Consider the following 11,586-nt stretch of genomic DNA (forward strand, 5'->3'; position numbering starts at 1 on the left):
AGTTAGAAACCTAGACGGAGAGCGGCGTGCACTCGTTAAGGCGCTCGGAAACCACCCACGGTAACGTCAGGAGAGCCCTAAAAGGAAATGGTTTGGGCCGGGTCGACAGCCTTGCACCGCAGTGAGTCTGCGCACTTCTGGGCAATGCCCGCGGGGGCTGCAATGATCAAACCCATGGGGAAGATGAAGAGCGCGATGCAACGATCCCTCTCTAACTCGGCCGTACTGAATTCTGGGCGTGTTGCGTGGCCGCGTGTCGAGATGAGTTCGAATAACAAAGTCAACGAGTTGGCAGCCGGCAGGACGCTTGACCACGGAATCGACGACGCCCGGTCAGTCCGCGAAATCTAATGCCGATATCGTCCAGAAGGGGTCGCGGTCACCCCCAGCGTTTTCTCCTGTGCTTCGTTGTAACGTTCGCAGGATTGGTGCTTTCCGGGTGCACCGCATTCGATGAGCCCACGATGTCCTTGCCCCCTGACGGATCGGCAAGAGAGCTTCGTCAGCAGGTGATCGCGGCCATTGACGCCGGGGACCAGCAGGCGCTCCAGGATCTCTTCACGTCCGCAGCGTCGGCATACACTGCCGAGAGTGCGGGTGTCGTCTTCGAACAGTGTTCCAAGATCTCTCCGGTTGGACGCGAAATGAGCAGTGCCTCCGATATCTCCCCGAAGCTGATGACGGTTGATTTGGTGGGCAAGGCGAAGCAGGGCTCGACGCTGGGGCAGTCGTGCGCATTCGTATTGATCTGGTCGGGTGCGGGCCCGTGGGAGCTCGGAATTGGCAGCCCTCCTTCAAACGCGTGACGTAGGCCGCTCTAGATGCCGGGCAGTCGGCGTCACGCATGAGTGTCATGCTTGCATGGAATGGGAGTTCGCGTGCTAGCGTCTGGCCTGTGCTGCCGCCCGAGGAACACCGACCAAGGTCCCGTTGGCCGTTGTGGACGACCGTCCTCGGGCTTGTAGTTCTTTTCGCAGCCGGAATCGTCATCGCCCTTGATGGTGTAGTCCGTCTGCCCGGCCCGATTGTCGAGGTCGCGCTGCTCGTCGCATTGGTTGCCGCAGTGATGGTGGCCGGCGCCACTTGGGCAGAATCGAGACGCCGCGGTATCGGGTGGGTGCGCAGTCTTGGCCGATCTCTGCGGGCGCTTGGCCGCTTCGTTTTCGACTTCTTCTAGAAGCCGTTCGCATCTGCCGCAGCAGGACCGTGGCTACGCAGATTCTCTACGCCGATTGACCCCTGGCACGGTGACGTCGCGAATCCACCGGGGCAGGTATCCGCATTGACCTCGACACGGGCGCGATCGTGATCCACCCTGAGAAAGAAGACGTCTACGTTGAGATCGCCGAGCTCAGGGGATTCCACGACGAAGCGTGGATGGTCTGGCGCCCCGGCGAGGACAGCTTCAAGGACTTGGCCTGACCGCAACAGCTCCGGGAAGGGGCCCCAAGAGACTCGCCACCTCGGAATGTAATCAAACTAGATTTGAAGGGTGAACTGGATAATCGTTGCAGGTGTCATCACCGTGATCACTGTTGTAGCCATTGTCGGGCAGCGCAAGGGGTGGGTCGACTTCTCCTGGAATCAGAGGCGTCGAGGCGGATCGATGACAATCGCCGATGAGGCATTCAATCCGACACGTTACGAAGCGCAGGTAGAGATGGACCGCCAGTCGATCTTGCCCGCGCCGGCCCCCTTGCCCGGCGACGATGACAAGGGCGCTTACCGGGGAACTATTCGCATCAAAATTTGACGATTTCACGATCTCGGCGCCGCACTTTCACAACTGCTACTGTCTGCAGAATGCTGCAACCGTTCTCGAGCTTGGCGAGTCGGCTCAGGAGGGACACGTGACCCTCGACGAGATCCGGCAGGCCATTGACACCGATCCCTCGAACGCTGCCTGGGCGAAGCGAGGCGTGGGGGCCCTGTTCGTCGCGGACCCTGCCGCTCGGATTGTGATCATCGGTCAGGCGCCCGGACAGAAGGCGGAAGCCTCCGGAATCCCCTGGGACGACGCGAGCGGCGCGAAGCTGATGCTGTGGCTGGGTGTGACGGAGGATCAATTCCGAGATCCCGCGCTGTTCGCGATCCTCCCGATGGACTTCTACTACCCGGGCAAAGGAACCAGCGGCGACTTGCCGCCACGAAAAGACTTTGCACTGCGGTGGCATCCGCTCATCGTCGGCCAGCTGTCTGGGATTCGTTTGACATTGCTCGTCGGCAAGTACGCGCAGGACCAGTATCTCGTCGGCCGTGGCAAGCGCAACCTCACCGAGACTGTCCGAGCGTTCCGAGAGTACCTGCCCGATGTGTTTCCCGTGGTGCACCCGTCACCGCTCAACTTCCGGTGGCAAGCGCGCAATCCCTGGTTCGAGACTGACCTAGTGCCCGCGCTGAGGACCTCCGTCGCTGACGCGATCGAGTAAGCGCCCAGCGTGTCATCGACAGAGTCCCGGCTGTTCGGGGTCTGCATCGGGAGTATCAACGTCAGGCTTGGTGCCAGATTCCGACTATCTGCCGGGTGTATCGGTGGCGAGTCAGCTCGGTGACGAGGAAACCGCTGATGCTGAGGTAGCGGGTCAGGTCGACTTGGGTTCATCAAGACGTGCCGACGGACTCCGTGCTGCGCCAGCCATCTCCACGATCGACTCCGCAGCAGGGTCGGTCCGAACGCGCGAACCGCAACCGTGCCATCATGGACGCGACCGGGTCAGTAACCGTCGCGTCAAACGTGGGACTAATGCCCTCGCGGCACTTCTCCTGCGGTAGCGGCGTGAGGCTTGCGGCGTGAGGAGAGGCATGGATGCCCAGCAGGGTGCCCTTCGCGGGCGCGTGGCGGTCGTCACGGGTTCCACTCGCGGCCTTGGTTTCGCTGTGGCCCGGTTGTTGGGCCAACAGGGTGCAACCGTTGTGCTGGCATCCCGTTCGGAAGCCCACGTCGCAGCCGCCGTCGAACGGCTTCGACTGGAGGGCATTTCGGTCTCCGGGTGTCGCTGCGACACCGGGGAAATGGCCGACGTCGAGACTCTTCGTGACGAGGCCCTCCGGCAAGGGACGCTCGACATCTGGGTCAATAACGCTGGAATCTCTGGCGTTTACGGGCCCACGGCATCCACGCCGATCGACGACTTCGAGCGCGTGGTGCGAACGAACATCCTCGGAACGTTTCGTGGGTCACGGGTCGCACTGCCGGTGTTCCTCTCCCAAGGCCACGGCGACCTCGTCAACCTTTACGGCCAAGGCGACCAAGGCCCGGTCGCGATGCAGAACGCATACGCGTCAAGTAAGCGTTGGGTCCGCCAGTTCACGGAGACTTTACGACTCGAAACCAAAGGAACCGGAGTCCGCGTTCACGGTATGAACCCCGGCTTGGTGACGACAGCCCTTCTCAGCCACATCACGTCACAGCCAGGATACGAAGGGCGTCTAACTGCACTCCAGGTGGTCGTTGGGCTGTGGGGGCAGGCCCCGGAGGCCGCCGCGCGTCCTCTCCTGAACCTTGTCACGTCGGACGCTGCCGAGTTTCGCAGCCTGACGAAGGTGGCCCTGGTGACCCGCGGCGTTCATAGCGTACTGACCGGACGACTACGCCGCCGCAATCGCATGCCCCTGGACGTCCGCGTCCTGGATGCGAACGGCCAAGAACGAACGATCGGGCCCGATGCAATCACGCGATGAGTCTGCGGTCAACCGCATCGCATCCTGACGGAAGGGTAGACGGTCCTGGCGTAAACATGGCTGCTCGGCCCCGCATTGGGGGAAGCGGCTGCTCGTCGCATGCGGGTAGCGTCAGGCCTCGGGGGTACGGGTGCCAATGTCTGACGATGTGGGTGGGCGCGTTGACTTTGCGGGCATTCAGGCGCTGTCCTCGCGCGGAGCTGGCTATTCGGTGGCGGCGAAATGCCTGCAGGTCCAGGCTGACGCTGAGGCTCTCGATCCTTCCCTACGGTCCTCCGACGGAGTGATGCTTCACGCGGATGCCCGGTCCTGGTACGTGGGCGCTCTCGGCGAGATCGAGGTCGGCTTGCTTCTTGCTGCGCTAGGTCCGAAGTGGTTTGTGCGGCATGCGGTGCCGATCGGTGCCGGCACCAAGGATGTGGATCACCTCGTCATCGGGCCCGGGGGAGTGTTCGCGATCAACACGAAACACCACGCCGGCGCATCCATTTGGGTGGGCGACTTCGTGCTTCGAGTCAACAACGTCAACACCCGGCATTTGAAGCAGGCGCAGAGTGACGCGATGGATGTGGGCCGACGGTTGACGACAAAAGTCGGGTTCCCCGTGCCGGTCATCTCCGTCCTGGCGATTCTCGGTGCGAGGTCGATCAACGACAAGCGTGCCCCCGCCGCGGGCGCGGTCTCTGTCGTGGATGCGAAGAACCTTGTCTCCTGGCTCGTGGCCCGGCCTCAGCAATTGAGCGACAGCGAATTGGCCTTGATCGAGTTCGCAGCCGAAGAGCCGGAAACCTGGCATGTGGACCCGCGAGCGGCCGACACCCTGCGGGTAATGCCACGATTCGAGCGACTCGTTCTTCAGGTCGGGACGCTCAACGTTGCCGCTCAGGTCCCCTCCCAAGCCAAGACCGCGGCGACTCGAACAACCACTCGACCCACGACCGGTGCTCCCAACCGCGCTCTGAATCGCACTCCCGCCCGCAGTCGCGCGACTCCGTCCCGCTCCCCGGCACGACGTAAGCGTCGAGAGCGTGTGACCCTGGGTGACCTCGTCAAGCTGTGGCTCGCCTGCGGACTCATCATCGCAGCGATGTCAGTGATCGAAGGCGTCGCGAACCAGCCGTGCACGTCCCCGGCTGGTTGCGTTCTGCCGTCGCTGCTCGTGGCGTTCGCGCCGCTCCTGTATCTTGGAGTGGTGGCCGCGCTCGGTGCGGCTCTGGTCGGCACGGTTCTCTGGGTAATCCGCCGGCTCACGCAATAGATGAACGCGATGAGTGCCACCCGGCCACAGCGGCTGGATTGATGTAACGCTGCGCCTACCCGGAGCGTCTATTGAGTCTGGAGTCCAACGGAATGCATAACCGCTCGCCCAAGGACGACGTCCTCGTCGGAGGGTTGGACGACTGGGCATACGCGGCGTGGGTTTATGGCAGCACGCGGTTGAGCGGTCTGGAGGATCCTGGTCTGAGACGCACGCTGACGGTGCCGCTTCTGGCGAAAGCCCAAGCGCGGATGCTGGCCGAAGGCGTCACAGATGCTGCTCTGCCCGCTGCCGAGCTACCCGATGATCTCCGTCCCCATCTCCCCTTCAACGACGCACAAATCCGCGACGCGCTACCCGATTCGGACGGCTTCGGCTGGCGCGATCTGCGACTGGGTGGCTCTCTTCAATGACGCCCCGGACAAATGCAGCTGACCTACGCGGCTCCGGTCGAGAATGCACTCGACGGAGCGAACGAGGTGACGCATGACCAGTCCGGAACGTGGTGAATGGCCGGCGAGCGACCGTGGGTACCGGCGCTCCGAAGTGTCGGCGCTCCTGGGGCATGGTGACGCCATCTGGGAGCGCGCCACCAGGGACGTCCTCCGGTGGCGGGTGAAAACAGCGAGCGGGTTTGCGGTCGACTCGACCGGGCCGGTGTCACAGGGGGACCATGTCATCGTCACCGCACGTGTGCTCACTGTGACCGTTGTCGAGCCCGTGGAGGTCGTTGAGGTCGTCAAGGAGTCCGACCGGGTCGGCTTTGCATACCGAACCCTGCCTGGGCACCCGGTCAGTGGTGAAGAGGCGTTCATCGTGCACCGACGTGGCGACGAGGTGCGTCTCACCGTGCGCTCGCTCACGCGACCTGCGCCACAGCAGCCTTGGCGAGCCCTCTACCCACTATTGCTCATCGCCCAACGGATCGCGCGTAGACGCTACCTGCGGTCACTTCGCTGAGCCACTGGCGCGGGCTGGTTCTGAGCATGAGCCGGGTTTCCTCTCTGGCCGGAGTCGTCCTTTGAGGCGCTTCACTGCGCTCGGAACGTCCTGCACGTCGCAGAATCCGCGTATACGAAATTAAAATGATAGTTTTGATTTAAATACCTAAATGTTTGGAGTCAACATGCTCTCTGCCCAGTCTCTGCCCCTGATCGAAGCGACGTTGCCCCTCGTAGGCGAGCGCATGCCCGAAATCGCCAGGAATTTCTACGGCCGCATGCTCACCGCCCACCCCGAGCTCTTCGACGGCCTGTTCAGCCGCTCGAATCAGAAGAACGGCTCTCAGCAGCAGGCACTCGCCGGCAGCATCGCAGTGTTCGCGACGCACCTGGTTCAGAATCCCGAGACCACTCCCGAGGCCATGCTCTCCCGCATCGCGCACAAGCACGTCTCCCTCGACATCCGGCCCGAGCAGTACGACATTGTCTACAAATACCTCTTCGAAGCCATCGCCGACGAGCTCAGCGACGTCATCACAACGGAGATCGCCGGTGCCTGGACCGAGGTCTACTGGCTGATGGCCCACGCCCTGATCAAGATGGAGAGCGGACTTTACTCCGGCCTCGCAAGCGACAAGCCCCTCGCGCCCTGGGTCGTCGTGAAGAAGGAAACGGCCGGTACCGACGCCGTCACGTTCACCCTCGAACCGGCCGATGACACCCCGGTCTCGCCCGCATTGCCCGGCCAGTACGTGAGCGTCACCGTGCGGATGCCCGACGGCATCCATCAGGTGCGGCAATACTCCTTGTCAGCCGGCACGGCCACGACCCGCGTCTTCACCACCAAGCTGGATGCGAACGGCGAGGTCTCCCCAGCCCTGCACCGCGACGTGCAGGTCGGCGACACGCTGATCCTCTCTGTGCCCTGCGGGGACATCACCCTGGACCGCGGCGACGGCCCGCTCGTCCTGGCCTCGGCTGGTATCGGCTGCACGCCAAGCGCGTCCATCCTGCGCTCGCTGGTGGACGGTGCTTCGAAGCGCGAAGTGCTCGTCCTGCACGCCGAAAGCAACCTGGAACGCTGGGCGCTGCGCGACCAGATGAGCGAGGACATCGCCCTGCTCGAGGCCGCCGAGCTGGAGCTGTGGCTGGAAATCCCGAGCGCCGGTCACCACGAGGGTTTCATGTCTCTCGAGAATGTGACCATTCCCGACAACGCCTCGGTCTACCTGTGCGGGCCGCTCCCGTTTATGCGCAGCCTGCGCTCGCAGGCGCTGGCTGCAGGGGTCCCTGCCAATCGCATCCACTACGAGATCTTCGGACCCGACCTCTGGCTCGCGGGCGTCTGAGCGCTACCGGGCAAAACCGATGCGAGGATGATCGCATGACCAAGGACTTCGTATCGCGTCGACCAGACGTTGTAGCGGTCGAGCTTGTCGGCGGATCTGAGAAGCGCGAGCTGGAACTCGTTGCCTATGACGACAGCTGGCCCGTTATCTTCCTTGCCCACCAGAATCGTCTGCGGAAGGCGCTCGGAAAGACGGAAGTCGAGGTTGAACACATCGGATCGACCTCGGTACCCGGGCTGGCGGCCAAGCCGATTATCGACATCCTGGTCACGGTCGGCGATATCACGGTGGAGGAGGACTATCTCGGACCTCTCTTATCCGTGGGATACGAGTTGCGCGTTCGTGAGCCCGGCCATCGCCTGGTTCGAACCTCGGCACGCGATGTGCACATCCACATCCTGCAAAGAGGCGATCCGGCTATCGACAGGTACCTCCTCTTCCGCAACCGTCTTCGTGCGGATGCTGACGACCGGTCCCTATATGAAGCGACCAAGAGCGCGTTGTTGGGTGGGGGTTTCGACGACATGAATGCATACGCCGAAGCCAAGACCGACGTCATCGCGGCGATCATTGCGCGTGCACTTGCCTCCGGAACCTAGCCTCACCAGAATGTCGCAGGGAAGCTGCCGTCCTGTGGATCCGACGGCCCGTTGTCATACGGGACCGCAGGGAGGGACTTCTAGCGTGCGCGCATGCTGTTGTTGCGGGGGTCGTGGGTGAGTTCGGCGAGTCCGAGCGCTTCGAGCAACGGCGGAAGATACATGCCGAATCGCCCGCGGTATCCGTTCCGGAGCCCGTACCAGCCGCCGAGCGGGTTGGACTCGGACCGGCCCCACGCCTCGACACTCCCCTCAGCCGGGACTTTCTTCTCGTCCGCGGCACCCAGCGGTACCCAATCACCATGCTCCGTGAGCCAGGTGTGCAGGTCCTCAACGGCTCGGGCGTCGTAGCTGAGCTTTGTTGATCCGACCTGGCAGACCAGGCTCGGTGGTGTGCTCGACTCGTCGCGGTACATCGTGTACTGGCTCGTACCCGGCGGGGTGGACAGAATCCACGGTTCGTCTTTGCTTCCAGTGGTCATGAGCTACGTATATCACGCACCCCGCAGCTTGGGAATGCCGGGGGTCAGGTCGTGGACGCCGTGTAGATCCGCTCGATGGAGGTGGCCAGCATTGCGTTGAAGGCTGCGTCCGATTGCTGGACGGTAAGGCCCTCGAGCAGCGCCCGGCTGAAACTGGCGCTCAAACCGTGGTTCTCGGCCAGCAATCGGCAGGCCTCACTTTGGCTGTAGCCACCGGAGAGTGCTACCACCCGCAATACCAGCGGATGCTCGATCAGGTCGGTGTAGAAGTCGGGTACCGTCGGGATCGACAGCTTGACGATCACAGGCTGGTCGGTGGGGAGCCGGTCGAGGGCCGCCAACACGTCGGCTTTGAGCAGGTTTTCGGCTTCGGCCTTGTCAGGGGCATGTATGTCGACTTCGGGTTCCAAGATCGGCACCAGGCCATGGGAAAGAACCTGCGCGGCGACGGCAAACTGTTGGTCGACGATCGCCTGGATTCCGGCGGGGTTGGCTGACTTGATCACGGAACGCATCTTCGTGCCGAACATCGTGCGTTCAACGGCACGGGTGAGGAGGGGTTCCAGCTTGGTGAGGGGCCTCATCAACTGGACGCCGTCCTCCTCAGCGGCCAGGCCCTGATCGACCTTGACGATTGGCACGATACCTCGGGCGGTGAGGTACTCACCCGTCAACTGGCCGTTAACGGTGCGGTCCATGGTCTGCTCGAAGAGGATCGTCGCGAGGATGCGGTCGGAGGTGAAGCTTGCGGCCGTCATTACACGGGCACGCATCTGATGCATCAGGTCGAACATCTGCTCATCGCTGCCGTACGAGGCCGGGTCGATGCCATAGAGCTTCAGAGCGCCACTCGTGCTGCCGCCGCTTTGGTCAAGTGCTGCGACGAAGCCGACTCCGGTGTTCATCCTTGCTGCTTGTTCGGTATTCAAAGTCCCTCCAAAAGGTCGTGGACTCGAGTCCAGTTTAGCGAGCGGTGATCGTCGCCCGAGCGGTTCACCGCGCCGATTTCCGGCTGTCGGCCCAGGCTTCGTGCCGGCACCGGGTGATTCTCGAAGCTGAGCCAGCGTCATCGGATGGACTGACTCGATTGGTGCCCGGGGACGTTACCTGCGTGGTGCCTTGGGCTATGCCACCGGCGCCCGCACCAGCTTCGCCAAGACGGCCGGTCTGGTGCAGAACTCACGAACCCGGCCGCACCCACCTCCGTCGCACCGGAACCCCAAGTGGCGGCTGCGGCTCCCCGAATGCCCGGCGTCGCAGCGTCAGGAACTCGCGCACGGAATTGTCGGCAGACGGCCTTTAGCTGCCGTTGTACTCGTCATCGGTGATGTGCTCAAGCCAGGTGGTGGTTTTGGCCGGGTCGTCGCCCGACTGAACCATGGCGATGTGCTCCATGAAGACGCCGGGGGCTGCCGCGTGCCAGTGCTGTTCGCCTGGCGGGGTGTAGAGCGTCTGGCCGGGGTGGACCTCGATGATCGAGCCGTCTCGCGCTCCGAAACGGGCGACGCCCTGCGTGACGCGGACGTACTGGCCCAGTTCGTGGGAGTGCCAGGCGGTGCGGGCTCCTGGAGCGAACCGCACCGTCACGACGACCATGCGCTGGTCGGCCTCGTGGGGCAGTGCGATCGGGTCGAGCCAGACTTCACCGGCGAACTGGGCGGCCGGGTTGAGCGTGGTCGGTACTGCAGGTTCGATGATCATGATGTTCCTTACTCGTTCTTGGAGAAATACTGCTTGGCGACGCCCATTGCGGCCATGCCCCGGGGCCAGCCGGCGTAGAGCGTGACGTGCGTGATGGCTTCGATGAGTTCGATCTGGGTTACGCCGTTCTTGACGGCGTGATCGAGGTGGAAGGTCAACTGGTCGGTGTTCCCGCCGGCCGTGAGTACGGCCACGGTGATCAGGCTGCGGTCGCGGGCGGAGAGTTCGGGGCGGTTCCAGACGTCGGCGAAGAGGACGTCGTCGGTGAGTTCGGCGAGTTTCGGAGCGAAGTCGCCGAACAGGTTCCGGCCTCCTCCGACCTGCGTGCGTTGGCTGGTCATGGTGTTCCTTTCCGGGGGTGGTCGATGGTGCGGGGAGCGGCAGGAGTGTGTCGTTCAGAAGGCGATCATGACCTTGAGGGCTTCGCGGTCGTCCATGGCACGGTACGCCTCGGGGACGGCGTCGAGGGTGACGGTACGGTCGAAGACCCTTCCGGGGTTGACGGTGCCGTCGAGGATCGCCGGCATCAGCCGTTCGATGTAGGCCCGCACAGGAGCCGGGCCGCCGGTCAGGGTGATGTTGGCGCCGAAGAGGCTGCCGAACCCGATCGGTGCGTCCTCATACTGGGGAACGCCGACGCGGCTGATGACTCCGCCGGGCCGGACGATGCGGTAGGCCTGTTCGTAGGCGGGCAGATGCCCGACCGCTTCGAGCACCTTCCGGACGCCGTGACCGCCGGTGAGTTCGCGGACCTTGTTGATGCCTTCGTCGCCGCGTTCTGCGACGACGTCGGTTGCGCCGAATTCCCGCCCGAGGTCGGTGCGCGCCTGGTGGCGCCCCATCAGGATGATGCGCTCGGCGCCGAGCTGCTTGGCTGAGAGGACCGCCATCAGGCCGACCGCTCCGTCACCGATGACCGCGACAGTGTCTCCGGCGGTGACACCAGCGCGGCTGGCTGCGTGCCACCCGGTGCCGTAGACGTCGGACAGGGTCAGCAGCGAGGTGAGCAGCGGGGACTTCTCGTCGATGCCGGGGACTTTCACGAGGGTCCCATCGGCGAAGGGGACCCGGATGCCTTCGGCCTGGGCGCCGCCTATGCCGGGCATGTCCCAGAATCCGCCGTGGATGCAGGAGGTGTAGAGGCCTTCGCGGCAGAATTCGCACGTTCCGTCGGAGAAGGCGAACGGAGAGATGACAAGGTCGCCGGGCGCGAGGGTGCGGACGTCGGATCCGACTTCCTCGACGACGCCGATGAATTCGTGCCCCATGGACACCCCACCCGGGGTGCTCGGCATGCTGTGGAACGGGTGCAGGTCGGAACCGCACACGCAGGCCCGAACGATTCGGACGATGGCGTCGGTGGTGTCGTGCACGACGGGGTCGGGGGCGTCGACGAGACGAACGTCGCCAGCACCGAACATGTATATCGCTTTCATTGCTATCTCCAGATGTGTTGCTGTCGATTGGTCGAATGGTTGAGAAATTGTGGGAAATGGTTGCTAGGAGCGTGGGTCAGTAACGGCGAAGTTTAAAACGCCGACGGATTTCCTGGGCTGGGGTTGTTGGTCTGGGAAA

The 11,586-nt window shown here is 63.4% G+C and carries 14 protein-coding genes; 9 read left to right on the forward strand and 5 right to left on the reverse strand.

Annotated features, from left to right (window positions below):
• Positions 1-464 precede the first annotated feature (464 nt).
• The 9 genes from QN357_RS14495 (at position 465) to QN357_RS14535 (ending at position 7,828) form a co-directional block, all read left to right on the forward strand.
• Positions 465-806, forward strand: coding sequence for a hypothetical protein (locus QN357_RS14495; protein ID WP_134561593.1), 342 nt, complete (start codon positions 465-467; stop codon positions 804-806).
• A gap of 686 nt (positions 807-1,492) precedes the next feature.
• Positions 1,493-1,753 (forward strand): hypothetical protein, encoded by a 261-nt coding sequence (locus QN357_RS14500; RefSeq protein ID WP_134450068.1) that lies wholly within the window; start codon positions 1,493-1,495, stop codon positions 1,751-1,753.
• A 97-nt stretch (positions 1,754-1,850) separates the two neighbouring features.
• Positions 1,851-2,429, forward strand: a complete 579-nt coding sequence (locus QN357_RS14505; protein ID WP_323505096.1) for a uracil-DNA glycosylase family protein — start codon at positions 1,851-1,853, stop codon at positions 2,427-2,429.
• Positions 2,430-2,802: 373 nt separating this feature from the next.
• Positions 2,803-3,681, forward strand: coding sequence for an SDR family oxidoreductase (locus QN357_RS14510; RefSeq protein WP_323505097.1), 879 nt, complete (start codon positions 2,803-2,805; stop codon positions 3,679-3,681).
• Between the two features lie 136 nt (positions 3,682-3,817).
• Entirely contained in the window at positions 3,818-4,939 is a 1,122-nt protein-coding gene (locus QN357_RS14515) for a nuclease-related domain-containing protein (protein ID WP_323505098.1), read from the forward strand.
• 71 nt (positions 4,940-5,010) lie between these two features.
• Positions 5,011-5,352 carry a hypothetical protein gene (locus tag QN357_RS14520; protein WP_134564464.1) on the forward strand — a complete coding sequence of 114 codons (342 nt, stop codon included), beginning with the start codon at positions 5,011-5,013 and terminating at the stop codon, positions 5,350-5,352.
• A gap of 73 nt (positions 5,353-5,425) precedes the next feature.
• Entirely contained in the window at positions 5,426-5,899 is a 474-nt protein-coding gene (locus QN357_RS14525; RefSeq protein WP_323505099.1) for a DUF1990 family protein, read from the forward strand.
• Between the two features lie 166 nt (positions 5,900-6,065).
• Positions 6,066-7,229, forward strand: coding sequence for a globin domain-containing protein (locus QN357_RS14530; RefSeq protein WP_134445781.1), 1,164 nt, complete (start codon positions 6,066-6,068; stop codon positions 7,227-7,229).
• A 35-nt stretch (positions 7,230-7,264) separates the two neighbouring features.
• A complete protein-coding gene (locus QN357_RS14535; protein ID WP_134558827.1) occupies positions 7,265-7,828 on the forward strand; it encodes a GrpB family protein in 564 nt (187 codons plus the stop codon).
• Positions 7,829-7,908: 80 nt separating this feature from the next.
• Here the strand turns inward: QN357_RS14535 and QN357_RS14540 are convergent, their stop codons facing one another.
• From QN357_RS14540 to QN357_RS14560, 5 genes are all read right to left on the reverse strand, one after another.
• Complete coding sequence (locus tag QN357_RS14540; RefSeq protein ID WP_134445779.1) at positions 7,909-8,310, reverse strand: DUF6855 family protein; 402 nt, start codon at positions 8,308-8,310, stop codon at positions 7,909-7,911.
• Positions 8,311-8,354: 44 nt separating this feature from the next.
• On the reverse strand, positions 8,355-9,239 hold the full coding sequence (locus tag QN357_RS14545) for a fructose bisphosphate aldolase (protein ID WP_134445789.1): 885 nt from the start codon (positions 9,237-9,239) through the stop codon (positions 8,355-8,357).
• Between the two features lie 370 nt (positions 9,240-9,609).
• A complete protein-coding gene (locus QN357_RS14550) occupies positions 9,610-10,011 on the reverse strand; it encodes a cupin domain-containing protein (protein ID WP_134445778.1) in 402 nt (133 codons plus the stop codon).
• An 8-nt stretch (positions 10,012-10,019) separates the two neighbouring features.
• Positions 10,020-10,352: a carboxymuconolactone decarboxylase family protein gene (locus QN357_RS14555; protein WP_134445777.1), complete on the reverse strand. Its 333-nt coding sequence runs from the start codon at positions 10,350-10,352 to the stop codon at positions 10,020-10,022.
• Between the two features lie 54 nt (positions 10,353-10,406).
• A complete protein-coding gene (locus QN357_RS14560) occupies positions 10,407-11,447 on the reverse strand; it encodes a zinc-binding dehydrogenase (RefSeq protein WP_323505100.1) in 1,041 nt (346 codons plus the stop codon).
• Positions 11,448-11,586: the final 139 nt, after the last annotated feature.

Origin of the sequence: Cryobacterium sp. RTC2.1, assembly GCF_035018685.1 — a bacterium.
Classification (GTDB): domain Bacteria; phylum Actinomycetota; class Actinomycetes; order Actinomycetales; family Microbacteriaceae; genus Cryobacterium; species Cryobacterium glucosi.

Coding starts and splice junctions, on each gene's coding strand:
- QN357_RS14550 (WP_134445778.1), bottom strand. CDS start 10,011: ATGATCATCGAACCTGCAGTACCGACCACGCTCAACCCGGCCGCCCAG.
- QN357_RS14515 (WP_323505098.1), top strand. CDS start 3,818: ATGTCTGACGATGTGGGTGGGCGCGTTGACTTTGCGGGCATTCAGGCG.
- QN357_RS14525 (WP_323505099.1), top strand. CDS start 5,426: ATGACCAGTCCGGAACGTGGTGAATGGCCGGCGAGCGACCGTGGGTAC.
- QN357_RS14535 (WP_134558827.1), top strand. CDS start 7,265: ATGACCAAGGACTTCGTATCGCGTCGACCAGACGTTGTAGCGGTCGAG.
- QN357_RS14495 (WP_134561593.1), top strand. CDS start 465: ATGTCCTTGCCCCCTGACGGATCGGCAAGAGAGCTTCGTCAGCAGGTG.
- QN357_RS14530 (WP_134445781.1), top strand. CDS start 6,066: ATGCTCTCTGCCCAGTCTCTGCCCCTGATCGAAGCGACGTTGCCCCTC.
- QN357_RS14560 (WP_323505100.1), bottom strand. CDS start 11,447: ATGAAAGCGATATACATGTTCGGTGCTGGCGACGTTCGTCTCGTCGAC.
- QN357_RS14555 (WP_134445777.1), bottom strand. CDS start 10,352: ATGACCAGCCAACGCACGCAGGTCGGAGGAGGCCGGAACCTGTTCGGC.
- QN357_RS14510 (WP_323505097.1), top strand. CDS start 2,803: ATGGATGCCCAGCAGGGTGCCCTTCGCGGGCGCGTGGCGGTCGTCACG.
- QN357_RS14540 (WP_134445779.1), bottom strand. CDS start 8,310: ATGACCACTGGAAGCAAAGACGAACCGTGGATTCTGTCCACCCCGCCG.